Raw genomic sequence first — 24,190 nt, 5'->3', positions numbered from 1 at the left:
CCATGAAAAGGAATTGCAATCAGCCGGCAGGCAGGAATTCTTTTGTCTGCCAGCGCATAGAATAAATAAAATCTATTTTATAAATAAAATCCTTATTTTTCATGGCATTATGAAGAGAACGCTCCCTGTCCTCTTTCTGGATTGACCATGTATGGATGGGCTGCGTTTTACTCATGCCATCCATTTTTCATGGAATGAGACCATAAAATCATGGCTGCATCCCCGTCTTCTAGGAACGCAGCCACGATCAGGAACGGATCAGCCATTCCAGTTTATATGTCACACCTTGTGAAAGGCGCAGAGCTTGTTGCCATCCGGGTCCCGAAGATAGGCCAGATACAGCTTCATGCCCATGACCGTACGTTCGCCGGGCGGGTTCTCGATGCTCCTGCCTCCTGCGGCGACACCGGCCTCATGCCAGCGGCGCACGGCCTCCGCTGAAGGCAGGGCCAGACCGACCGTCCCGCCATTGGCAGCCGTTGCGGCCTCTCCATTGATGGGCCGTGTGATGATGAATATCTGCCCGTCCTTCTGATACACGACCCGGTCCGGATTGTCCTGCGGACAGAACTGCGCGCCCATGACGTCAAAAAGTGCGTCATAGAATGCTTTCGCTTTCTTCAGATCGTTCGATCCTACGACAATATGGCTCAGAAACATCAGTCTCTTCCTTTCAGCGTACATTCACCGTTCATAGTGAACATGTCCCCTATATCAGGAGACAGGAACACTGTGACCTCCTCCAACGGACACCCGCCTACTCGGTACCCTTGTCCTTGGCCGCATCCATGATGGCTTTTCTGAAATTGCTGGTCCCCAGAGACTGGGACACGGTATCCAGCATGGCCCTGGTATCATCAAATGGACCGGCCTCACTTTTCTGCTCGGAGGCCTCCGTCAGATCATCGACAAGCGTCGTAAAAAACCTGCCGATCGGATTGCCCTTATCGTCTTCACTCATCCGTTTTCTCCTTTTCCCGAATGGAATGCAGCCAGCAGACTCATCTCCTGGGGGCAGAGTGGCATTCTATCAGACAAAATGAGACGTTTTTTTGGTCAGGCCGTACAGCGGGCATTCCCCCCTACAGACCCAAATCACTCAGTCCCGGATGTCCGTCAGGACGCCGCCCCAATGGCCAGTGATATTTACGATCCTGCAACCGAATGGGCACATCATTGATTGAGGCAATACGTACCTTCATCAGGCCATCCTCATCAAATTCCCAGTTCTCATTGCCGTATGACCGGAACCATTGCCCCTGCCTGTCATGCCACTCGTAGGCGAAACGTACGGCGATGCGGTCTCCCGAGCAGGCCCACAGCTCCTTTAACAGGCGATACTCACACTCGGTGGCCCATTTTTCTGTCAGGAAGGCAACAATCTGATCCCGGCCGGAGATGAAACTGTCACGGTTTCTCCACCGGCTGTCCGGCGTATAGGCCAGAGCGACCTGCTCCGGATTGCGACTGTTCCAGGCATCTTCGGCCAGACGCACCTTCCGGGCTGCCGTCTCGACGGAAAATGGCGGAACTGGCAGATGGGCCATGTCATGTTTCCTTCTATGCATACGCAATACACAGTCCAGCATAGCCCCAATTTTCCTCAGAACACATGCGGGGTATGCACATCATGAACATGACTGGTCTCTGCTCTGCTTCATCAGACGATCATACAGAACAACATTCACTGTTACCGCCAGATTCATGCATACCCGTGTCGGTATCATTATCCTGTGATGGCACCGATTGAGTATATCCGGTCCAAGGCTGCCATCCTCTGGCCCGAATACATAAAAAGCCCGCTCCGGATGCTCAAAAGTGAACAATGAGGCTGCATCATCAACCAGCTCAACAGCAATAGATATTGTCCCATCTGGCACCATATCCATCACATTTCCTGTCCCAATCAGGGGAAGATGAAATCATGTTTTCACGGTATCAGCCATCTCATTGCGTAGACGTTTTACCCTATTCTCTCCTATAATAACCAGAATCGTCCCGTGACCGGAAATAACCCTCAATGCTCCACTCACATCGAAATTATTCTGCCATTGTGTAATCAGGTGGCGCACAAGGCTGAGGCATCAACCGGATAATGTAGACTTTCTCCAACCTCAAGGTTGAGACGGTGCGTACCAGCGGCAACGAGAACATCACCACCATCGACAAAGATGAAGATGTCTCACCCATCTCTTACCTAATGAGTATGAGCAGCTTCCTCTCCAGCATCCGACAGGCAGGCCATTGTCGAGGAAAACATCGCTGTCACTACCACTGTGCCCGTCCAGATACTCGAAGGCTAGACACTAACGCAGGGCGTTAGCAAAAGCACGAAGATGCGAGACAGATCGATTAATTGTCATAGACCGCTGCGCCGGGGACTCCACTCTACCTATGGCTTCTACGACACAGTAACGATGCGTTGGGGATGCCCCCCCGTTTTCTTCAGGCATTGGGGGCGGATAAAGCCGGAGGCCGACTGGCCCGACAACCGGTTTAACGATGATGTTTCCCTCCCGCCAGCAATACTTCTATCTAAAAACGACCACCATTGAGCAATAATAGGAGCCTATGCCGAAATAGTAGGTAGCTCATCCTGAACTAACGAACATTCGTATCAAACTGCCCACCGGATTATACGCTGCTACAAAATGCGACTTGCTGGGGTAAGAGAGCCTTAAAAAAATCACCGTATCAGCACTGTGCCAATTTTCATGATGACCCTTATGTAGAAAGGTACAACAAAGCCGCCCTCACGTCAAGCAAAACGTTTCTCATTACAGGCGAAACATTTTATTTTTCAAAGGGATAACAACCAAGGGGAGTGGTGGGCGCAACAGGGATTGAACCTGTGACCCCTACCATGTCAAGGTAGTGCTCTACCGCTGAGCTATGCGCCCCCGCTTGGTGTGAGTCAGTGTTTACCTAGACCTAGAGATTGTGGCAAGCCTCTAATGTGAAAAAAATTCAAAAATTTCCATGCGCCGGGCCTGTCCATTCATCTTCCGCAGTTGAGGTCCATCTTCCCACCTGCCGGAAGAGAACGCCTTTCCTGCTTTCCTCGCCACATTCGGGCCGGAACTACCCCCGGGAGTTTCTCAAAATGGCCGTCCTGCCCATGAATGAGCTGAAACGTATGGAAGACCGTTTCACCGATCAGCTTCTGGAACATGCTCCCGAAAACGGCCTGAGCCTCGTACAGGCACTCTTCCCCCGCAGCTTCTGCGACGTCAACCGGGACTGGAAAGAACTGGATGCCAGCATGTTCTCTCCCCCCCTCATTGAGAAAGACCTTCTTCTCAGCAAGAAAGTCAGTGCTGGATATGGGGTTATCCCCCGCTGCGTCGCACCCGGCAGAAGCATCTACCGCTACTGCCTGCCCGTCGAAGAAGCTGGACACCGCCTCTCCCGCTACTGGGAGCCTTATCACGAAGCTCTTCAGCTGACGGAGAGAATTCTGCACAGACAGTTCGGCTTCACCATCCTGCTGGATATCCACTCCATGCCCCCTCTGGCCCAGACCCGTCCCTGTGACATTGTTCTGGGGAACAGACACGGAAAGACCTGCTCCAGCGAGCTTATCAGTCTGGCTGAAACCCTGTTTTCAGAGAAAGGGTACCATGTCCAGCGCAACACCCCCTATCCCGGAGGCTACATCACGGGACGTTACGGGCGGATGGAACAGAACCGGCAGAGCCTTCAGATAGAAATAAACCGGGCCTGCTACCTGAACATGCAGACCCTGCAACCCAACCGCCATTTCACGAAAATGCAGCAGGACATCACACATATTCTGGCTGAAATGGCCCACTCCTATTCTGTTCCACAGAATGAAACAGAATAGGAACAGTCCTGAAACACCTTACTGGCCGAGCAGGAAAGCCACACCGGCAAGGCGGTTGTTCTGGGCAACCTGCGCCACCGGAACACCCTTGGCATTCCGCACGATGCCTTTCGCATCGATCGAACCAACCACGGTGCCTGTATTGTCATACACGACCCCTGTGCGATCAACTTCTCCGATGATCTTGCCCGTCTGATTGTTCTCGACAGCACCCGCCGGACTTACGGAACCCGAGAAAGGTACCGTAATCTTCTTCAGCCCCGCCTGAGGCGAAGCATCCTGGGCATCAGCAATCCCCACGGACGCACTGCACACGCCCACAGCCATACCGCCCAGCAGAAACATACGGACCAGCCTGGATGATAAAGACATAATGATCTCCTCTTATCTCTCTCCATCAGAACAGACTGAGGGCAATTAAGGAAGCATTTTTATATAACAAGATGTCCATATGACATGGTTTTCCCACTTCATCATGACCAAATACCTCCTCTTCCTATTGCTGAAAGTCTTTCACAACTCCATAATCCAACTCTGGCAGCGTTCTTGAAAGAACACACATCATGCGAAAACGGCAGGGCTCAATATACCCCTGTTTTGAAAAGGATCTTTTCCCTAAACAAGATAGGTAGCTCTTACGGTCCATCCTTCCCACCCCCATTAGGAAAGGAGGAATAAAAACTAAGCCAAGATAAGGTTACGGGGCATAAAGGCACCCAAGTATGTGCCCTTTCTTCTTGATAGCGATGTCATAATACAATATCAAAATAACATGAAGGCGAAGCAATACGAAACTTTGAATCTAATATTCAAACACCCCACGTCGGATGAGATAGCGTGGGCCGATATAGAAGCCATGTTCATTGAACTAGGCGGGGAAATATCGGAACGCGAAGACTCTCGTATCGGCATTTTCCTATTCAATGAAGTAAAGGTATTCCACCGTCCCCTTCCACAGTCCACTACACATAAAAGTGCCATAGACTCAGTAAGAAAATGGCTAGACAGCAACGGAGTAAGGCCATGAAGAACACCATGACCATCAACGGGTACCAGGCTGTCATTGAGTTTGATCCGGACGCTGGCCTGTTTCGTGGCGAGTTCATCGGACTCAATGATGGGGCTGATTTCTATGCCAAAAGCGTAAAAGACCTCCAAAAAGAGGGGGGGGGCTCTCTGCATATCTTCATGAAAATGTGCAAGGAAAAAGGCATTTCCCCTATCCGGCATTATTCCGGCACTTTCCAGGTTCGGCTGTCAGAGAAGGAACATGCCCGCGCCGTCAAAATGGCCGCCGCCCGTGGCATCAGCCTCAATCAACTCATCAGAGACTCCCTGGCAGGAATGGAAACATAACTCCTTTCCCCTTCGCTCACTTACAACGTCCATCGATCCTCCCCTTCCCCCACTAAAAATTTTTTATTACCTAATAAAAGAAATTACCTAATGCGTGTATGGATCCACATTCATCAGCCGGACATCAGTAATCAGGTATGGAGAGAGAACCGTCACAGGCGATCAAGTTAATGTTAGACGGTCTCAGATTGACGAAAGTTCTGTCTGAGGGAAGGGAAAGGCATCCCTGTGCGACTGCCCCTTCATCTCCGTGTTTGTGCTAGATTACTGCCTGAACATTTCTTTCAACATCGCTTCCGCAGTAATCTTCCCTAACCTCTCCATCACCCCAAATGGTAGCACATTTTAATTCTAGTGTACAGCACTATTTTAATCAAAAAAAATACAACTAGATAAATCCGTAAAGTTAACTGCCAACAGAATTCATCACCAGTCATTAAGATACTAACACCCTACTTTCGAGCAATTCTTCCATATCTAGAACCTCAAAATGGATTTTTTCAATCTTCTCACAACTCCACCCAACAACGTGCAAGACTATGTAGCATTACTTAATCATCGCGCGCCGCACTTACCCCCATCAATCGCTGGATCACGATAGGCTGTCCAGCATAAGCTGATACATATTGACAGCATTAATATTAGATTAGATCACAAGCCCCTCGTCCTCATCGCCGGCACAACCGCTATCCTCACCGGCATAGCTCTGGTAGTGGTTAGGATTAAGATAAAACTTGCACCAAATAACACTGTCCCCCCAGTAAGCTCCATAGCGTGATATATGCTGATTTAGCATGGGGAAATGGTCGCCGCTCTCACCCTACTCAGATCCGTGATGCTCCGGTCAGGGCGAAACGCTGCCCACGTTCAGTCTACACAGCAAAACGTCGCCTCGGACGGATAATGAGCTCCCGGAAAAACTGTAAGATAAACAGGACGGCTTAATAGTGGGACAGAAAACCCCACTTTGGTTACATGTCCCATCTGCTCTGGGGCTGCTCTAGGCGTTTCTTTTCTACCTTGAGGGAAAGAATACAGCACAATCCATATTAGCCAGCTGTGTCTCAACATACAGACACGCACAATCGAACAGTAACAAGGTGTCTATATCGAAATGGTTGCTCCCCCAGAACTCAAGCGCGTCCGCATTCAAGAGACTGATCTGGATTAGGCCTTGCGGCAAAATGCGGCCTGCTGGGGGAAAAGTGTTCCCTGAAAACTCTGTGTCAGTTTTGTGTTAATTTTTATGAAAAATCGCACGTCTTTACGGTCATTCATGAACGACAATAAACAGCACACCAACCATCTCTAACAGAAAAAAACAGCACTTTTCTGGGGAGTACATGGTGGATGCGACAGGGATTGAACCTGTGACCCCTGCCGTGTGAAGGCAGTGCTCTACCGCTGAGCTACGCATCCGTCTCTGTGGATGCGCATCTTATACCCCTGTCCCTGCCCCTTTACAAGAGAATGAAGGGCCGACATGCAAATTATTCGAATTGCTCCTCTCAGAAGCCAAACATGTGGTCCAGAGAGAAACCACCGGCACCATTTTCTAGCCCATGATAACCAAACAGACGGCAGGTCAGGTCGCGTATCAGGATGTAGCCTCCCTCTCCCGCCCGTTGCAGCAGATCAGCCTCAAAAATCTGGTGCGGCTTCATAAGATAGGACCCCGAGGGCTGGATGGTTATGACCGTCTGTGCCAGTTCATGCCCGTCTGCGCCATAAAGATAAAGGCAGGTCCGTGACGGCTTCCGTCCTTCACGCAGAGACGTAGGATAGATTAGATAACAGAAGCTGTGCAGGGCCACACCATCGAGCCACTGCCCCAGCTTCAGGAACAGCCGGGTCGTCAGGCCCGGCGGCGGCCCGGCATAGGACTGAGGTTCACTCCGCCATGTCATCATGGTGTTGAAGATATGCCCGCCAAAACTCGTCTCCGCCGCATGATCCGTCTGAAGGTGACGGTAACGCATCAGGGCATGGGGCCAGCCATCCCCCTCCCCACCGTCACGGAAATCATAGATCAGCTCCGCATGTCCCGGCCTGTCCATCAGCTCATGAAGGGCAACAGCCCCCTGATGATTGCGGGGCAGATTCCCCAGAAAATGATGGCCACAGCTCTGGCCCGCCTCGTCAAACAGGTCCAGCCTCATGGGCATGGTCATGATCGTTTCAGACATGGGGTTGGGCTGAACGAGGCTTGTATAGGCCGATGGATCAGGCACCGGGAAAGGCAGCACGAAGCCACGCCCCAGCAGTGGCGACATGCTGCGGATGGCCGGGTCGGGAAGCAGATCGGCACGTTCCACATTCATGTGGGCAATGCGGGTCCGCCCCCGCTGCACGACTTCATAACGGGGCCGTACCAGATGCCTCCCGGACCGCAGTTCAAGCTGGGCAGGCCATTTCAGATCAGGAAACAGCTCTCCCACATCAACAGCAACCGTCTCATACGGTCCGACAGACTGGGGAATGGCCCGATGATCTTCCTCACCCATCGGATTCAGCGTGATCGCCCCGTCAGGAATGGCCGTGCCGTGACTGTTCTGCACCCAGAGACGGACTGTTTCATCTTCATCCGGTGCCGGAAGGGTCGCAAAGCGCATAGAAGGCCACGCATTGGCATCATGCGTCACGGAAAGACTGGGGTCACCATTCCGCCCGAAACTGTCCAGAGCGTATTTTACGACATCATGCCCCCTGGCCCCGATGACATGAATGAACAGCTGCCCCGTAAAATCCGGCAGGCCGAACTCCTTTTTCACGTCACGACTGTCAATCACCACGCCCGCATTGGCATCCTCAACGTCCTGGCACCATTCCGCCAGAACATGACCGGAATCATCAAAGAGCCGCAGCCAGTAACGAAGCTCCGTGGCCCCATAGCTTGACCAGTAATTCGCCGTGACCAGCCTCGTGCTGAACTGTTCCGTCTCCCGGAAGAAAGCAAAATTGGTCGCAAAATTACATTTGTCCAGATAAGGCCGCCGGTATGGCAGGAAATCATCCGGCAGCTTTGCCTCACCCAGCGTATGAAAAGGCTTCCCCCCCAGGACGCCCTCAAGACGGGAGCGTATCTTCGCATCCTCGAAGGACAGGGCCAACACGGCATCCGCTTCAGTCTCTGCCAGATGCACGACAGCCTTTTTCTGCCCGCCCAGCCCATCCGGCTGACCGACCTGCTCGCTGTCATGGGTCAGGATGATGGATGGCCGGATGGCCGGATAAAGTCCACGGACGGTCGGCAGGTAATCATCCGGGTCATATATGGCGAGTGTCCTGCCCCTGAGCGTCTGCTCCAGAGCCTTCATCGCATCGACAGCCAGAGGATGGGACAGGGCCTTGTAAAGGACATTGCCACCCTGCGGACCAAATGTCTTTATATCCAGCATGGGATCATCCTTCCTGACTGAACTGAATGCGATGATGTATTTCATCAGCCGCCCGTGAAGTATCGTCAAGTCTTTCGCAGGGCATAAATGTAACATCCCTTAAAGAAGACTGAACACGTCCTTCTTTTTCAAGTATGGTCACGAACTGTTCCAGCCGGGATGACCGTCCCTTCAGACGGAGAATACAGACGGGCCTGTCCGTCGCCACGGCCTCTGACATCATGGACACACTGTCCTGCGTGACCGCCAGCACGTCAGAACAGGCCAGCACCCCCATATAGGGGTTATCCTCCCCATCTCCTTCCATCACGACGGCTCCCAGAGGAACCAGACGCTCCCGGAAGACAGCAAGAGCCTGATGGGACGTGCGCCGAGAAGGCGTCAGCACACAGCGGGCACCCGTCAGCCGCATGGACCCGGCCAGTTCTTCCGACAGGGCAACGGCTTCAGCCTCTTCCAGCCTGTAACGCCCGTTAGAGCCTCCCAGCAGCACCCCCAGAACCCTGTCCGCCCCCGCACGGATGCGCTCCTTCCACGATCCGGCAGCCTGATCCAGACGGGCCGGAGTAACGTCGTGCATGGCCGTGCGGACTGAAAGCACATTCGGCCCCACAAGCCGGTCATGCTGACTGGCCACGACAAGCGCAAAGGAAGACAGCCTTGCCCGTGGGTGCTGTATCTGCACCACGGGTAAGCCATGCCGTTTCCCCAGAGCCGCCCCGGCAACGGCCCCTTTTCCTCCCACGCTGATGATGAGACGGGTTGCGGAAGAAAGACTGAATGGGGCAAACAGGCCCGGAGAATGCGGCCAGAAGCGGACAGGCAGACGGGAGACCAGTTTTTCCCTGTTGATGACGGCAGGATGAAACGCCCACGAAAAACCCGCCCTTTCTGCCAGTCCCCGCCCCTGCGACCTCATTCCGGCGAAATCTTCGGCTATGATGGCTGCGTGCATTCCTGATCTCCTCCGGGTATGGTCCCGTCCATCACATCAACACCTTCCTTCTGGCAAGAACGACATTCATGACACAAACAGATTTCACGGACCTTGGCCTTTCCGACCAGCTGACTCAGGCTGCCCGGAAAGCAGGCATGGCAAAACCGACCCCCATCCAGCAGCAGGGCATCCCGCCCCTTCTGGCAGGCCGTGACGTCCTTCTGCCCGGACAGACTGGAACAGGAAAAACTGCCGCCTTTGTCCTCCCTGCCCTCCAGAAACTGGCGAGCATCAAGCAGGAAGAGACAGCCGATTCCGTCCCACGGGTCCTGATCCTGGAGCCAACCCGGGACCTCGCCATGCAGACAGCCAGCGTCTGCCGTCAGCTTGGCCGTCAGCTTCCCCTCCGCACACGGGTAATCTGCGGTGGCGTGCCCCGTGAACAGCAGGCCCTCTCCCTGGCACAGGGAGCCGACATCATCGTTGCCACGCATGGGCGGCTGCTGGATTTCGTGGAAAAAGGCGAGCTGTCGCTGGAACATATCGTCTATCTGGTGCTGGATGAGGCAGACCGTCTTCTTGATGAAGAATTCTCCGCCAGCATGACGGCTCTCGTGCCCTATATTGCCGACCGGCCCCAGACCATCTTCTGCTCGGCTACCCTGCCGGAACCTGTCATGGCACTGGCAAAGCGGGTCACAAGAGACCCTGTCCGTGTCGAACCCGGTGAGGAAGAGGTCACGCCACGGCGCATCCGCCAGCAGGCCCTGTTCATCACGGAATCACAGAAGGAACCGCTCCTTCTGACCGTACTGGAACGGTCAAAGATACAGGCTGATGCCAAAACAGGCCGTGCCATCATTTTCACGAAAACGAAGCAGAAGGCGGATTCTGTCGCAAAACTGCTGCGAAAGGACCAGTACAAGGCCATTGCCCTTCACGGCGGCCAGACACAGGGCGACCGGAAGAAAACGCTGGAACGCTATCAGACGCAGGCCGGTTCCATTCTCGTGACAACGGACATTGCCGCCCGTGGGCTGGATATTGATGACATCCAGCTTGTCGTGAACATGGACCTGCCGCAGACGCCGGAACTCTACATCCACCGCATCGGCCGGACGGCCCGGGCAGGAAAGCAGGGCCGGGCCATCACCTTCACCACGCTGGAAGAACGGAGCCGCCTGCGGGAGATTGAAAAGCACATCCAGTACCGCATCCGCATCATCACGGCGGAAACGCTATAGGAAAGGCTTTTCCGGGGAGGCAGGGCTGTTACACCCTGCCTCCCCGGCTTCATCCATGATCAGGCAGAGGCACGATCATAGATCGGGAAGCGGGCGCACAGCTCCTTCACATCCTTGCGGATGCGCTCGAACGTGGCATCGTCATTCTCATCAGCACTCAGCACGGCATCAATCATACGGGCCACCTGACGGAATTCTTCCTCACCAAAGCCACGGGCCGTAGCAGCCGGGCTCCCCAGACGTACGCCGGACGTGACGAACGGCTTTTCAGGGTCGAACGGAACGGCATTCTTGTTGGCGGTGATGCCAGCACGCTCCATCAGGGCTTCGGCCTTCTTGCCGGTCACCTTCTTGGGGCGCAGGTCCACCAGCACGAGGTGGGTGTCCGTCCCACCCGTCACGATGTCAAAGCCACATTTCAGAAGCTCATCGGCCAGCGCACGGGCATTGGCCTGCACACGCTGCTGGTACTCCCTGAACTCACCCTGAAGGGCCTCGCCGAAGGCCACAGCCTTGCCGGCGATGACATGCATCAGCGGGCCACCCTGAAGACCGGGGAACACGGCGGAGTTGATCTTCTTGGCGATGTCCGCATCATTGGTCATGATGATGCCACCACGGGGTCCACGCAGCGTCTTGTGCGTCGTGGAAGTCGTGATGTCGGCATGAGGGACCGGGCTGGGATAGATGCCAGCCGCCACCAGACCGGCGAAATGGGCCATGTCCACCATCAGGTAGGCACCGACCTCATCAGCAATCTTGCGGAAACGGGGGAAGTCGATCACGCGGGGATAGGCGGAGCTGCCAGCCACGATGATGCGGGGCTTATGCTCACGGGCCAGACGTTCCATCTCCTCGTAGTCGAGCAGACCGTCCTCACCACGCACGCCATACTGCACGGCATTGAACCACTTGCCGGAATAGTTCGGAGCAGCACCGTGAGTCAGATGGCCACCAGCGGCGAGGCTCATGCCAAGGATGGTATCGCCGGGCTTTGCCAGGGCCATGAAGGCCGCCTGATTGGCATTGGCACCGGAATGCGGCTGGACGTTGACGAACTCGGCCCCGAAAAGCTTTTTCAGACGCTCGATGGCCAGGTTCTCGACCTTGTCCACGTCGACGCAACCACCGTAATAGCGGCGACCCGGCAAACCCTCGGCATATTTGTTGGTCAGAACAGACCCCTGAGCTTCCATTACGGCGAAGGACGCCATGTTCTCAGAAGCGATTAGCTCGATGCCGTCCTGCTGACGCTCAAGCTCGGCATTCAGGATCGCACTGACTTCATGATCCCGCTCCTTGAGAGAGGCATGAAAAAAAGAGTGCAGACCGGCCTGATTGGTGCTTTTGGACATTGTCATCCATACTCCCCGCAAAAAACTCTCTTCTTTCTATAGGCGCGGGAGCCAAGCGCGTCTATCGTTGCGGGTTAATTACGTTCAAAAAATGCGAGAGTGCCCTGCAATGACCTTGCCCTTCTGGCAGACCAAACAAGTTCCCCCTCCAGAGAGCCAGAATAACGGACTGAAACGCGTGTTCGGCCCCTGGCGTCTGATCGCCATGGGCGTCGGCGTCACCGTCGGGACAGGTCTCTTCTCCCTCACGGGCGTTGCGGCGGGCCAGAATGCAGGGCCTGCGGTGGTCATCTCCTTCCTCATCGCCGCCATCGCCGCCAGCTTCGCCGGTCTCTGCTATGCCGAGCTGGCCGGAATGCTGCCTGCCGGTGGCTCGGCCTACGCCTACGCCTATGCCGGGCTGGGTGAGATCGTCGCATGGATCATCGGCTGGGACCTGATCCTTGAATATACGGTCGGGGCGGCTGCCGTGGCGTCCAGTGCCTCGGGCTACATCGCCTCCCTGCTCAGAGGATGGAACATCATCATTGACCCACGGCTGCTCAGCCCTCCCATGACAACCGTCACCATGCCGGATGGCCACACGGCGCAGGCATGGTGCAACGCACCGGGAATGCTGCTCCTCTTCATCATCACCCTGATGCTGATGCGGGGGACCAATTTTTCCGTGCGTCTCAACTCTCTGGTCGTGCTGGTCAAGATCCTTGTCATTGTCGGCCTCATCATCGTCTGCACACCCTTTGTCGATACCAGCCACTTCCACCCCTTCATGCCCGCCAATACGGGTGAATTCGGGCAGTTTGGTATCAGCGGGATCATGCGGGCTGCCGGCATGGCCTTCTTCGCCTATGTCGGCATCGACATCGTCTCCACGGCAGCGCAGGACACAAAAAATCCCCAACGCAACATGCCCATCGGCATTCTGGGCAGCCTGCTGACCTGTGCCGTCATCTATGTCGTCTTTTCCACCATCCTCGTCGGCGTGGTGGACTATCACGCCCTCGCCCATGACCCCAGCCCTGTCGCCACGGCCATGGACAGGATCAACATGCCCTGGATGGCGGTTCTGGTGAAAACCGGCATCACGTTCGGCTTCATCTCCGTCCTGTTCGGCCTGCTCATCGGGCAGAGCCGGATTGCCATGAACATGGCTGAAGACGGCCTGCTGCCCTCCTTCATCGCCCGCCTCCACACGGGCACCAGCACGCCCTGGACAGCCCACATCATCACCGCCGTGGCAGCGGCCCTGCTGGCCGGATGCGTACCCATCGCCACACTGGGGGAAATGACCTCCATCGGAACACTGCTGGCCTTCGTCATCGTCTGCGCCGGCGTGACGGCCCTGCGCTTCCGGGCACCGGCAGCCGAACGCAGTTTCCGTGTGCCGGGCGGCCCGTTTACGGTCCCCCTGCTGGGCATCATCTCCTGCGGCATCGTCATGGGGTCCATGAGTCCGCTGACATGGGTCCGCCTGCTCATCTGGCTGGCTGTGGGATTCTGCGTCTATTTCGCTTATGGCATCAGGAAAAGCAGAATACGCAACAATTCTACCCGACAGGGTGGAAATTTATAATATTATTCCATAGAAGAAGGATCACTCTGGGTGTGGTGCCCCCTCCGGGCACCGCTTCTGTCTGAACAGCAGCCAGAACAGATCAGAAACGACCGGACATGGAACCTTCTTCACCATGATGTCATCCCTGTGGCGCAAGAAAGCCATCACCTCCTCCGCCCCCAGCCAGACAGGGCTGAAACGCATTTTCGGCACATGGCAGCTCATCGCCATTGGAGTGGGCGTGACCATCGGGGCCGGTCTTTTCTCCCTCACGGGTGTGGCCTCCGGTCTCCATGCCGGTCCGGCCATCCCGCTCGCTTTCCTCATCGCCGCCGTGGCGGCCAGCTTCGCCGGTCTCTGCTATGCTGAACTGGCCGGGATGATCCCTTCCGGTGGCTCGGCCTATTCCTATGCCTATGCCGCTCTGGGAGAGTTCGTGGCCTGGGTCATCGGCTGGGACCTGATCCTTGAATATACCGTCAGCACGGCCGCCGTGGCCTCCAGCTGGTCGGGCTACATGACCTCCTTCCTCAAGGACTGGGGCATCATCATCGACCCACGGCTCCTGCACCCGCCCATGACACCGGTGGAACTGCCGGATGGCCACATGGCTCATGCGTGGTTCAATGCCCCCTGCCTGTTCATCCTCTGGCTCGTCACCATCATGCTGACACGGGGCATGAAAGAGTCCGCCCGGATGAATGGCCTCATCGTGGCCATCAAGGTCTGCGTGCTGGTCGGCCTTGTCGTGGCCTGCCTGCCACACATACAGATGGCCCATTTCCACCCCTTCATTCCCCCCAATGAAGGCCATTACGGGAACTTCGGCTTCAGCGGCGTGATGCGGGCTGCCGGAATGGCGTTTCTGGCCTATATCGGCTTCGACATCGTCTCCACCGCCGCCCATGACACGAAAAACCCTCAGCGTTCGATGCCCTTCGCCATTCTGGGCAGTCAGGTCATCTGTGCGCTTGTCTATGTCATCGTGTCAGCCGTGCTGGTCGGCGTGGTGGACTACCACCATTTCGCCCATGACCCCAGCCCGGTTGCCACCGTCATGGATGTCGTTAACCTGCCGTGGCTCAGCCTGCTCATCAAGGGGGGCATCTGTCTGGGCTATGTCTCCGTCATCTACGGGCTGCTGATGGGCCAGAGCCGCATCCTGCTGAGCATGTCCCAGGACGGACTGCTGTCTGCCTTCTTCCGCCGGATGAATCCCAGGAGTCATACGCCCGTTCCCAGCCACATGCTCAGTTTCCTTGTGAGCGGCCTGCTGGCCTGCTGCCTGCCGATCGACATTCTGGCCAACATGGCCTCCATCGGTACGCTGACGGCCTTTGTCATCGTCTGTGCGGGCGTCATCGCCCTGCGCTTCACCTCGCCGGATGCCCCCCGCACCTTCCGTCTGCCGGGTGGGCCGCTGCTCATTCCCTCCCTGGGCATCATTTCCTGCGGCAGCGTCATGCTCTCCATGAGCATGATCACATGGATGCGCCTGATTCTCTGGTTAGCCATTGGTGCCGTGATCTATTTCGCTTATAGCATACGGCACAGTCATCTCAGGGCGGACAGCTGAACAGCGGCCCCCTTTCCCCCCCGGACGACACCGAAACATCATGGAGCAGAGTGCATGAGACGGCCTTTCTGGCGTACCAAACCGATATCCCGGACAGCAGTCCCCAACATGGGGCTGCGGCGCGTGCTGGGCCCGTGGCAGCTGATTGCCCTTGGGGTTGGTGTCACCGTCGGTGCGGGCCTGTTCTCCATGACGGGTGTTGCCGCCGGTCAGTATGCCGGTCCGGCCGTGACGCTGTCCTTCATGATCGCCGCCATTGCCTGCGCCTTCGCCGGTCTCTGCTATGCCGAGCTGGCGGGCATGATTCCCGAGGCAGGCTCTGCCTATACCTATGCCTATACTTCGATGGGGGAAGGCATTGCGTGGATCATCGGCTGGGACCTCATTCTGGAATATACGGTCAACGCCTCCACGGTGGCCTCCAGCTGGTCCGGCTATTTCGGCACCCTGCTGCATCAGATCGGCATTCCGCTTGACCCCCGCCTGCTGGCCCCCACGGGTGCCTCCATCATGATGCCGGACGGGCAGTTTGTCCGGGCCTGGTTCAATGCACCTGCCGTCTTCATCATCTTCGCCGTGACCGGGCTGCTGATGTACGGCACCAGAGGCTCCAGCAAGATCAACATGGCCATCGTCGCCCTGAAGCTGCTGATCATCGGCAGCGTGACGGCCATCTGCCTGCCGCACATCAAGGCCGCCAACCTCCATCCGTTCATCCCCACCAATACGGGACAGTTCGGGTCCTTCGGTCCCAGTGGCGTGATGCGGGCTGCCGGCCTCATCTTCTTTGCCTATATCGGCTTTGACATCGTCTCCACGGCGGCACAGGACAGCCACAACCCCCAGCGGAACATTCCGCTGAGTGTTCTGGGCAGTCTGGTTCTTGCCGCCATCATCTATGCGATTTTCTCCTTCGTGATCGTTGGCGTGGTCAATTACCGGGCCATGCTGCATGACCCCAACCCGGTGGCCACCGTCCTGCACAGCCTGCATATCCCCTGGTTCTCCGCCCTGATCACGTTCGGCATTGCGCTGGGCTATGTTTCCGTCATCTACGGGCTGCTGATGGGCCAGAGCCGTGTCTGCCTTTCCATGGCCAAAGATGGCCTGCTGCCGCCGCTCTTTGAGAAACTGAACGAACGGAGCCGGACCCCGTGGAGTTCCCACATCATCACGGCCGTGGTTGCCAGCATTATGGCCGCCTGCCTGCCCATCGACATTCTCGGCAAGATGACCTCCATCGGGACATTGCTGGCATTCATCATCGTCTGCTTCGGCGTGATGTTCCTGCGTCTGCGCCAGCCTGATGCCGTACGCCGTTTCCGGACACCGGGCGGGCCGTTCCTCGTGCCGATCCTCGGTGTCCTGTCCTGCGGAGCCGTCATGCTCTCCATGGACCTCATGACATGGATAAGGCTGGCCCTGTGGCTGGTCATCGGCATGGGTGTCTATGCCTGTTACGGGCTGCATCGCAGCCGCCTGAAGCACCAGCATCACTGACCTTTCCTGAAGTGGCAACACCCCGTCAGCCTGCGCCTGACGGGGTGTTTTTTTTAGGTCTAGTCAGATGGCCTCCCAGAAGGCATCATGCCTGCATGATGATGACTTCTTTCCCCCATACCCGCCTGCGCCGCAACCGCCATGACGACGCCACCCGCCGCCTCGTCAGTGAAACCCACCTGCATGTTGACAACCTGATCTGGCCCATTTTCGTCTGCGAAGGCGAGAACCAGCGTCAGAAGGTCGCGGCCATGCCGGGTGTGGAACGTGTCAGCCTGGACCTTTTGGCCGAGCATGTCCGCCCAGCCGTAGAGCTTGGCATCCCTGCCGTGGCCCTCTTCCCCGTCACGCCAATGGATATACGGGACGAAATGGGCACAGAGGCCCTGAATCCTGACAACCTCATGTGCCGGGCCGCCAGGACACTGAAGGCTGCCTACCCTGAACTTGCCCTCGTCGGTGACGTGGCACTCGACCCCTACACCTCTCACGGACATGACGGACTGATCCGGGACGGCCATATCCTGAATGATGAGTCTGTTGACGTCCTCCGCAGGCAGGCCCTCAATCAGGCAAAGGCCGGCATCGACATCATTGCACCTTCCGACATGATGGATGGGCGCATAAAGGCCATCCGGGCCACTCTGGATGAAAATGGCCTCCAGACGACCCGCATCATGGCCTATGCGGCCAAATATGCCTCTGCCTTCTATGGTCCGTTCCGCAATGCTCTGGGGTCGGATGCCCTTCTCGGCGGTGACAAGAAAAGCTACCAGATGGACCCGGCCAACAGTGACGAGGCCCTCCGTGAAGTCGCCATGGACCTCGCCGAAGGGGCTGACATGGTCATGGTCAAGCCGGGAATGCCCTATCTGGACATCATCCGCCGGGTCCGGGACAGCTTTGCCGCCCCGACATTTGCCTATCAGGTGTCCGGCGAATATTCGATGATCATGGCTGCCATTGAGAATGGCTGGCTGGACCGTGAAAAGACCATCATGGAAAGTCTCATGGCTTTCCGTCGTGCGGGATGCCACGGCATCCTGACCTATTTTGCCGTCGAAGCTGCCCGTATCCTGCGTGCCCGCTAAGACACCCTCCGCTGCCCCGCCTCTTTCCCGCAGGAAGCGGGGCAGTCTGGCCTATCAGGCTGGAAAGCAGGCGGAAACACTGGCAGCAGAGTTTCTGTCCCGACAGGGCTATTCATGCCTGGGGCAACGCCTCAGGACGCCTCATGGTGAAATTGATCTTCTCATGGCCAGTGAGGACTGGCTTCTCGCCATTGAAGTCAAACAGCGTGCAACGCTGGCTGATGCCCGTCAGGCCCTCTCTCACAGGCAGGGCCAACGCCTTCTTCAGGCCTTTGCCTTCATCATTGAAACACGGCCGGACTGGCAGCGGCCCAATAACCGGCTGGATGTTCTCGTCATCGACGGAACCGGTAACATCGAGCAGATAGAAGACGCCCTCCGCCTCTCCTGAACGGCAGACAAAAAGAAACCCCATGAGGCTAGGCCTATGGGGCACCTTCTTCCATCAGGATGAGATGATCTCACCCACGATGACGATGGGTATTCCGGCGATGCTTGCTGACAACATGACCATGGAAAGCCACCGTCCGCACGGTAACACCGTGATGGAAACGGCTCACATGCTTTGCAGCAGCCAGACGGAAAGCCGGAGCGTGCCTGCGGCCAAGCACACGGCGCACTGGCGGATGGTAGTATGCGGACGGCGGAGCAATAAGCGCACTGAATGTCAGCTTGCTTGCCTCATGTTCCGTCAGAACCCGATCCGCATGAGCTGCCGGTGCAGATGCCAGCCCTGCAAACCCCAGAAGCCCAAAAAGAACCCCTCCCTTAAGGGATTTCACCATGTCACTACCCCCTCCATTGCCGCACCCTCCCCACAAGCTGGCAGGGATGGAACCTTACACTCTGATAAATGATGGCCAGTTTAACCACGCCACGCGACAGAAAGCAATGTCACAGGCCAGCTGGCAAGGCATTTATTTGATGAAGGCCCATCCCCCGGATATCAGCCAGCGTGTTTCAGCAGGCCTTTTTCTGACAGCAGGCTTTCCAGTTCACCGCTCTGATACATGTCCGTGACAATGTCACAGCCACCGATGAACTCACCCTTCACATAAAGCTGCGGGATTGTCGGCCACTGGGAGAAATCCTTGATGCCCTGGCGCATCTCTGCACTCTCAAGCACGTTCTCCGTCTCGAATTCCACCCCGAGATGGTTGAGAATCTGCACGACACGGGCGGAGAACCCGCACTGCGGGAACTGCTTGTCCCCCTTCATGAAAAGCATGATGGGGTTCCTGTCCACGAGGGACTGGATGGTCTGGAAAACAGCATCACTCATCTGAGCATGTCCTTTCAATCAGTCAGGTGTCCGTGTCTTCACGGCAAGAGCATGAAGCTCCGTACCGACACGGCTCCCGAAGGCTTCATAAACCAGCTTATGCTGCTTTACCCGTGGCACGCCACGGAATCTTTCGCTGACGACCTCACAGGCAAAGTGATCACCGTCACCTGCGAGGTCTTCAACCACAATCTCTGCATCAGGAAAGGCCCCCCGGAGGGTCTTTTCAATCTCTTCTGCCGTCATCATGGTCGAAACCTCCTTCTCTCCGCTCTTTCAGGATATTTCATCCAGATGCACGACCGGAGCATCCTCTTCCTTCCCCATGAAACGGGGGAAGAATGAAGCGTGCTGCCTGCGCAGATGCTGGACAGGCACCGCCATGACATCGCCAAGTTCCAGCACGTCACCACCAGCACGCCCCAGACGGCGTACCGGCACACCAGCCTCCTGCGCCGCCTTCATCACGGCATCAGCCTGTCTGGTTGCCAGAACATACCGGGCCTGATCCTCGGCGAACCAGTAAATATGCTCAGGCAGGGCAGCGGGAGCCACATCCAGCACGCAGCCCACATTGCCTGCCATGGCCATCTCGGCCAGCGCAACAATGAGACCGCCGTCAGACACGTCATGACAGGCCAGAACGGCCCCACCCTGAATCTGCTCACGTACGAAATCACCATTCCGACGCTCGGCAGCGAAATCAACGGCTGGAGGAGCACCCTCCTCACGGCCGAGAATTTCCTTCAGCCACATGGACTGCCCCAGCTCACCCCAGGTCTCACCGACCAGAAGCAGCTCGCCATCCTGCGGCATGGCCAGACCGACAGCCTTCCGGACGTCCTCAAGAACACCCACGCCACCGATCACGGGGGCTGGCTGGATGGCCGTCACCGAACCGTCATCACCACGGGTTTCATTATACAGGGACACATTGCCACTGACGACCGGGAAATCCAGCGCACGGCCAGCATCACCAATGCCTCTCACGGCCTCGACAAACTGCGTCATGATGCGCGGATTTTCCGGGCTGGCAAAGTTGAGGTTATCCGTCATGGCCAGAGGCTTTGCCCCCGTGGCCGTCAAGTTACGCCACACTTCCAGCACGGCCTGGGCACCGCCAACATAAGGATCGGCCTGCCCGTAACGGGGCGTGCAGTCCGTCGTCATGGCGAGGCCACGATCCGTGCCCTCCACCCGGACGATGGCGGCATCTGCACCACCCGGACGCTGGACGGTCTGACCACCAACGCCACTGTCATACTGGTTCCATATCCATGCCCGGGAAGCCCCATTGGCACTGGCCAGAAGACGGAGCAGCCCCTTCTCGATGCCGCATGGATCAGCAGGCGGCACCAGAGCAGGCTGACGCTCATACTCCATGGTCGGACGGTCATAGATCGGGGCTTCATCAGCCAGCGGACCAAGCGGAATATCCGCCTCGACCTTCCCGTTATGCCGTACCGTGATCCGCCCGCTGTCAGTCAGCCTGCCGACAATGGCAAAATCCAGTTCCCACTTCTCGAAAATCCTGCGTGCTTCTTCCGTCCGGTCCGGACGCAGCACCATGAGCATACGCTCCTGACTTTCCGAGAGCATCATCTCGTAAGCCTGCATGTTGGCTTCACGCTGCGGAACGTGGTCCAGGTCCAGGTCAATCCCGACCCCGCCCTTACTGGCCATCTCCACGGCGGACGAAGTCAGGCCGGCGGCCCCCATGTCCTGAATGGAGATCACCGCATCAGTGGCCATCAGTTCGAGGCAGGCTTCCAGAAGCAGCTTCTCGGTGAAGGGGTCGCCCACCTGCACGGTCGGCCGCTTGGAGCTGGACTCTGAATCAAACTCGGCGGAGGACATCGTGGCCCCGTGGATGCCATCACGCCCCGTCTTGGAGCCGACATACACGACCGGATTGCCCACACCTGCCGCAGCAGACAGGAAGATGCGATCCTGCCGGGCCAGCCCGACCGTCATCGCATTGACCAGCGGATTGCAGTTGTAGGAGTGGTGGAAATTCACCTCCCCACCAACCGTCGGCACACCCATGCAGTTGCCGTAACCGCCAATCCCACGGACGACACCATCCACGACACGCTTTGTGTCCTTGTGAGACGGATCACCGAAACGCAGGGCGTTCAGGTTGGCAATGGGGCGGGCACCCATCGTGAACACGTCACGCAGGATACCACCAACACCCGTGGCCGCTCCCTGATAGGGTTCGATAAATGATGGATGATTATGGCTCTCCATCTTGAAGACGGCGGCCAGACCTTCCCCAATGTCGATCACGCCGGCATTCTCGCCCGGGCCATGAATGACCCAGGGAGCCTTGGTCGGCAGTGTCTTGAGATGGAGACGGGATGACTTGTAAGAGCAGTGCTCCGACCACATGACGGAGAAAATGCCAAGCTCCGTCAGGCTCGGCGTCCGCCCCATGATGGTCAGGACGGTCTCGTACTCGTCATCTTTCAGGCCGAAAGAGCGTGCAAGCTCAATATCAACATGTGCTGCTGTCATCAGCCCAATGCCTCCATGATCCCGGTAAAGAGCGGCAGACCATCCGTACCACTCAGAATCTCTTCCGTCAGATTTTCAGGATGCGGCATGAGACCACAGACACGACGGTTCTCGCTCAGAACACCAGCAATGGAACGGGCACTGCCATTCATGTTCACATGCTCGTCGCTGTCCTTCATATGCCCTTCCGCCGTACAGTAGCGGAAGGCCACCCGGCCCTCACCTTCCAGACGGTCCAGCACCTCGGGGGCGGCAGTATAATTGCCATCCCCATGGGCCATGGGCGCACGGAAGACATCCCCATGCGTCCAGCCGGACGTGAAGATGCTGTCCCGGCCTTCCACCTTCAGGTGGCAGTCCTGAGACAGGAAGCGCATGCCCGCATTACGCAGGAGCGCACCCGGCAGCATTTGGGCTTCCGTCAGAATCTGGAAGCCGTTGCAGACACCGAGGACATAGCCGCCCTTTTCGGCAAAACGGCGTACGGCCTTCATGATGGGCGAATGAGCCGCCATGGCCCCGCTGCGGAGATAGTCACCGAAGCTGAAGCCACCGGGGAGAACGATCAGGTCAAACCCATCGACATTATCCTGCTGATGCCAGAGCATCTGTGGTGTCTTGCCGGATACAACCCGGAAGGCCTGAGCCATGTCGCGCTCCCGGTTGGTGCCCGGGAAAACGACAATACCTGCTTTCATTTATTACCTTCTACCCCCTGACTGCAGCGGGATAATAGACTGAATTGTAGAGGAGCATGGATAATTAGCACGCAACGCACGATAAATGCCACGACCGGCAGGCTCGTTCAGAGCATCGTCATGGCCAGCATACCACCCGACAACCAGTGCTCGTAGCTGCGACCCACGAACTTCCTTCGGTACGCAAAAAGCCACTGGCATATGCACACCCTCAACCGTGGAGTAATTGCGCGCCCAGACCTCGCTGTCCATCGTTCCAGCCAGATAGCCGTCACAGGCCAAAAGGCCATTCTCGTGCGTACACATGGAGACCAAAGCACGACCTGACAAAGAAGAAATGCTCTGAGCTTCAGCATGCTGTTCGACATACATGCCGGCCATTCCTGTCGGACAGGCGTAATTGTCATGCAGAGCCTGATAGACAGCGCGCCCAGCAGGCTGACTAGCCACAGCCTCATGCCCAGCCAACCAGCCAACCATAAGAGCACGCACCTGCGCACCCTTAATTCCTGCGGGCAAGCAAAAAGCCGTTGCCGGACGGGATCCCACAAGCGAGCCAAAACTCTGAGACCAGGCGGCACCATCCATCACACCTGCTAGGTAGGAACCGCAGGCCTCACGCTTGGACTCTTTTCGACAGAGATCACCCAACTCCACACCAGAGATGGAAGAAATACGTTGTGCATGAGCCGTCGTGCCCAAGAACATGCAGACCATGCCCAACAGAAAAACCCGCCCTGTCTGTCGAATGAGTTTCATACGATTACCTCCACATAAAAATCTTCAATCACTTCGTTGGCCAGAAGGGCACGTGCCATCTCCTCGCCCTTCTTCCTGGCTGCCTCGGCATTCTCAGCCTTCACGTGCAGGTCCACCACACGGCTGATCCGCACATCGGACGCTCCCTCAAAACCGAGAGAGTGCAGCGCATGTTCCACCGCCTTGCCCTGCGGATCCAGAACACCTTCCTTCAGAGAAACAAAAACCCTGACTTTCATTGTACACCTTCTGCAGATACGTTCTCACTCTGCCCGTTCTCCGGAAGGATGCCAAGACGGCGTGCGACTTCCTGATAGGCTTCGCCCACGCCCCCCATGTCCCGGCGGAACCGGTCCTTGTCCATTTTCTCCCGTGTCCGGCTGTCCCACAGGCGGCAGTTGTCTGGTGAAATCTCATCAGCCAGCACGATCCGCATTTCATCGCCCTGCCAGAGACGGCCAAACTCCAGCTTGAAGTCCACCAGAGTGATGCCGACACCAGTGAACAGCCCACAGAGAAAATCATTAACCCGCAATGCAAGGCTCTGGATTTCTTCCAGCTCCTGCGGATGTGCCCAGCCGAACGTGACGATATGCTCCTCAGAGATCAGCGGGTCATTCAGTTCATCATTCTTGTAGTAATATTCCACAAGAGTGCGGGACAGACGCTCGCCTTCCGGCAGACCGAAACGCTTGGACAGGGACCCTGCCACGACATTGCGGACCACGACCTCCAGAGGGATGATCTCCACTTCCCGCACCAGCTGCTCACGCATGTTCAGGCTGCGGATGAAGTGCGTGGGAATGCCCAGCTCCCCCAGACGCTGCATCAGATATTCGCTGATCCGGTTGTTGAGAACGCCCTTGCCCGTAATGACGCCACTCTTGGCCCCGTTACCGGCTGTCGCATCATCCTTGAAATACTGAACCACCGTTCCCGGTTCCGGTCCTTCATAGATGATCTTGGCTTTTCCCTCATAAATCTGACGACGGCGAGCCATACATTCAATCCTTACTCGATGCACCTATCAGGCCATCCGTGTATCTTACCACAGCCAGATGCCTTTATACGAGCCTGA

The 24,190-nt window shown here is 56.8% G+C and carries 25 protein-coding genes and 2 tRNA genes; 8 read left to right on the top strand and 19 right to left on the bottom strand.

What is annotated here, in order from left to right; translation table 11 throughout:
• Positions 1–19: 19 nt before the first annotated feature.
• The 6 genes from NQF87_RS01695 to NQF87_RS01675 all read right to left on the bottom strand — a co-directional run bounded on the left by NQF87_RS01695 (position 20) and on the right by NQF87_RS01675 (position 2,900).
• Entirely contained in the window at positions 20–175 is a 156-nt protein-coding gene (locus NQF87_RS01695) for a hypothetical protein (protein ID WP_266126688.1), read from the bottom strand.
• Between the two features lie 104 nt (positions 176–279).
• Positions 280–660, bottom strand: coding sequence for a VOC family protein (locus tag NQF87_RS01690; RefSeq protein ID WP_266126687.1), 381 nt, complete (start codon positions 658–660; stop codon positions 280–282).
• Positions 661–757: 97 nt separating this feature from the next.
• Positions 758–961 (bottom strand): hypothetical protein, encoded by a 204-nt coding sequence (locus tag NQF87_RS01685; RefSeq protein WP_266126686.1) that lies wholly within the window; start codon positions 959–961, stop codon positions 758–760.
• A 121-nt stretch (positions 962–1,082) separates the two neighbouring features.
• The gene (locus NQF87_RS01680; protein WP_266126685.1) at positions 1,083–1,547 is read right to left on the bottom strand and encodes a nuclear transport factor 2 family protein; all 465 of its coding nucleotides are present in this window, start codon (positions 1,545–1,547) and stop codon (positions 1,083–1,085) included.
• 81 nt (positions 1,548–1,628) lie between these two features.
• Positions 1,629–1,883, bottom strand: coding sequence for a TrmH family RNA methyltransferase (locus NQF87_RS08815; protein ID WP_407651987.1), 255 nt, complete (start codon positions 1,881–1,883; stop codon positions 1,629–1,631).
• Positions 1,884–2,825: 942 nt separating this feature from the next.
• Positions 2,826–2,900: transfer RNA gene (locus tag NQF87_RS01675), tRNA-Val, on the bottom strand.
• A 56-nt stretch (positions 2,901–2,956) separates the two neighbouring features.
• Here NQF87_RS01675 and NQF87_RS01670 point away from each other — a divergent pair.
• Positions 2,957–3,844 carry an N-formylglutamate amidohydrolase gene (locus tag NQF87_RS01670; RefSeq protein ID WP_266126684.1) on the top strand — a complete coding sequence of 296 codons (888 nt, stop codon included), beginning with the start codon at positions 2,957–2,959 and terminating at the stop codon, positions 3,842–3,844.
• 18 nt (positions 3,845–3,862) lie between these two features.
• Here the strand turns inward: NQF87_RS01670 and NQF87_RS01665 are convergent, their stop codons facing one another.
• Positions 3,863–4,216: a hypothetical protein gene (locus NQF87_RS01665; RefSeq protein WP_266126683.1), complete on the bottom strand. Its 354-nt coding sequence runs from the start codon at positions 4,214–4,216 to the stop codon at positions 3,863–3,865.
• 651 nt (positions 4,217–4,867) lie between these two features.
• On the opposite strand from NQF87_RS01665, the gene NQF87_RS01660 reads away from it, so the two are divergent.
• Complete coding sequence (locus NQF87_RS01660) at positions 4,868–5,200, top strand: type II toxin-antitoxin system HicB family antitoxin (RefSeq protein WP_266126682.1); 333 nt, start codon at positions 4,868–4,870, stop codon at positions 5,198–5,200.
• 1,344 nt (positions 5,201–6,544) lie between these two features.
• Here NQF87_RS01660 and NQF87_RS01655 read toward each other — a convergent pair.
• The 3 genes from NQF87_RS01655 to NQF87_RS01645 form a co-directional block, all read right to left on the bottom strand.
• Positions 6,545–6,619 (bottom strand) — tRNA-Val (locus tag NQF87_RS01655).
• An 89-nt stretch (positions 6,620–6,708) separates the two neighbouring features.
• Positions 6,709–8,598, bottom strand: coding sequence for a hypothetical protein (locus tag NQF87_RS01650; protein WP_266126681.1), 1,890 nt, complete (start codon positions 8,596–8,598; stop codon positions 6,709–6,711).
• 4 nt (positions 8,599–8,602) lie between these two features.
• Positions 8,603–9,553 carry a mitochondrial fission ELM1 family protein gene (locus tag NQF87_RS01645; RefSeq protein ID WP_266126680.1) on the bottom strand — a complete coding sequence of 317 codons (951 nt, stop codon included), beginning with the start codon at positions 9,551–9,553 and terminating at the stop codon, positions 8,603–8,605.
• A gap of 68 nt (positions 9,554–9,621) precedes the next feature.
• Between NQF87_RS01645 and NQF87_RS01640 the strand changes: the two genes are divergently transcribed.
• Entirely contained in the window at positions 9,622–10,779 is a 1,158-nt protein-coding gene (locus tag NQF87_RS01640) for a DEAD/DEAH box helicase (RefSeq protein WP_266126679.1), read from the top strand.
• 59 nt (positions 10,780–10,838) lie between these two features.
• On the opposite strand, the gene glyA is transcribed toward NQF87_RS01640, so the two are convergent.
• Complete coding sequence (glyA, locus tag NQF87_RS01635) at positions 10,839–12,134, bottom strand: serine hydroxymethyltransferase (protein WP_266126678.1); 1,296 nt, start codon at positions 12,132–12,134, stop codon at positions 10,839–10,841.
• Between the two features lie 109 nt (positions 12,135–12,243).
• On the opposite strand from glyA, the gene NQF87_RS01630 reads away from it, so the two are divergent.
• The 5 genes from NQF87_RS01630 to NQF87_RS01610 all read left to right on the top strand — a co-directional run bounded on the left by NQF87_RS01630 (position 12,244) and on the right by NQF87_RS01610 (position 18,247).
• Positions 12,244–13,707: an APC family permease gene (locus tag NQF87_RS01630; RefSeq protein ID WP_266126677.1), complete on the top strand. Its 1,464-nt coding sequence runs from the start codon at positions 12,244–12,246 to the stop codon at positions 13,705–13,707.
• Positions 13,708–13,822: 115 nt separating this feature from the next.
• Positions 13,823–15,265: an APC family permease gene (locus NQF87_RS01625; RefSeq protein WP_266126676.1), complete on the top strand. Its 1,443-nt coding sequence runs from the start codon at positions 13,823–13,825 to the stop codon at positions 15,263–15,265.
• A gap of 54 nt (positions 15,266–15,319) precedes the next feature.
• Entirely contained in the window at positions 15,320–16,765 is a 1,446-nt protein-coding gene (locus tag NQF87_RS01620; RefSeq protein WP_266126675.1) for an amino acid permease, read from the top strand.
• Positions 16,766–16,860: 95 nt separating this feature from the next.
• Positions 16,861–17,856, top strand: a complete 996-nt coding sequence (gene hemB, locus NQF87_RS01615) for a porphobilinogen synthase (protein WP_266126674.1) — start codon at positions 16,861–16,863, stop codon at positions 17,854–17,856.
• Positions 17,846–18,247 (top strand): YraN family protein, encoded by a 402-nt coding sequence (locus NQF87_RS01610; RefSeq protein ID WP_266126673.1) that lies wholly within the window; start codon positions 17,846–17,848, stop codon positions 18,245–18,247. Before hemB ends, NQF87_RS01610 begins: the two co-directional genes overlap by 11 nt.
• 70 nt (positions 18,248–18,317) lie before the next feature.
• On the opposite strand, the gene NQF87_RS01605 is transcribed toward NQF87_RS01610, so the two are convergent.
• The 8 genes from NQF87_RS01605 to purC all read right to left on the bottom strand — a co-directional run bounded on the left by NQF87_RS01605 (position 18,318) and on the right by purC (position 24,112).
• Positions 18,318–18,641: a hypothetical protein gene (locus tag NQF87_RS01605; RefSeq protein WP_266126672.1), complete on the bottom strand. Its 324-nt coding sequence runs from the start codon at positions 18,639–18,641 to the stop codon at positions 18,318–18,320.
• 161 nt (positions 18,642–18,802) lie between these two features.
• Positions 18,803–19,138, bottom strand: a complete 336-nt coding sequence (gene grxD / locus NQF87_RS01600) for a Grx4 family monothiol glutaredoxin (protein ID WP_266126671.1) — start codon at positions 19,136–19,138, stop codon at positions 18,803–18,805.
• Positions 19,139–19,156: 18 nt separating this feature from the next.
• Positions 19,157–19,384: a BolA family transcriptional regulator gene (locus NQF87_RS01595; RefSeq protein WP_266127028.1), complete on the bottom strand. Its 228-nt coding sequence runs from the start codon at positions 19,382–19,384 to the stop codon at positions 19,157–19,159.
• A gap of 30 nt (positions 19,385–19,414) precedes the next feature.
• Positions 19,415–21,655: a phosphoribosylformylglycinamidine synthase subunit PurL gene (purL, locus tag NQF87_RS01590; protein WP_266126670.1), complete on the bottom strand. Its 2,241-nt coding sequence runs from the start codon at positions 21,653–21,655 to the stop codon at positions 19,415–19,417.
• Entirely contained in the window at positions 21,655–22,353 is a 699-nt protein-coding gene (gene purQ, locus NQF87_RS01585; RefSeq protein WP_266126669.1) for a phosphoribosylformylglycinamidine synthase subunit PurQ, read from the bottom strand. The genes purL and purQ overlap by 1 nt, the downstream gene beginning before the upstream one ends.
• Before the next feature lie 3 nt (positions 22,354–22,356).
• Entirely contained in the window at positions 22,357–23,112 is a 756-nt protein-coding gene (locus NQF87_RS01580) for a Rap1a/Tai family immunity protein (protein ID WP_266126668.1), read from the bottom strand.
• Positions 23,109–23,351: a phosphoribosylformylglycinamidine synthase subunit PurS gene (gene purS / locus NQF87_RS01575; RefSeq protein ID WP_266126667.1), complete on the bottom strand. Its 243-nt coding sequence runs from the start codon at positions 23,349–23,351 to the stop codon at positions 23,109–23,111. Before purS ends, NQF87_RS01580 begins: the two co-directional genes overlap by 4 nt.
• Positions 23,348–24,112: a phosphoribosylaminoimidazolesuccinocarboxamide synthase gene (gene purC / locus NQF87_RS01570; protein WP_266126666.1), complete on the bottom strand. Its 765-nt coding sequence runs from the start codon at positions 24,110–24,112 to the stop codon at positions 23,348–23,350. Before purC ends, purS begins: the two co-directional genes overlap by 4 nt.
• Between the last annotated feature and the right edge of the window lie 78 nt (positions 24,113–24,190).

Source organism: Bombella dulcis, from assembly GCF_026385505.1.
In the GTDB taxonomy this organism is placed as follows: domain Bacteria; phylum Pseudomonadota; class Alphaproteobacteria; order Acetobacterales; family Acetobacteraceae; genus Bombella; species Bombella dulcis.
This window is presented reverse-complemented; position numbering and strand designations above follow the sequence as displayed.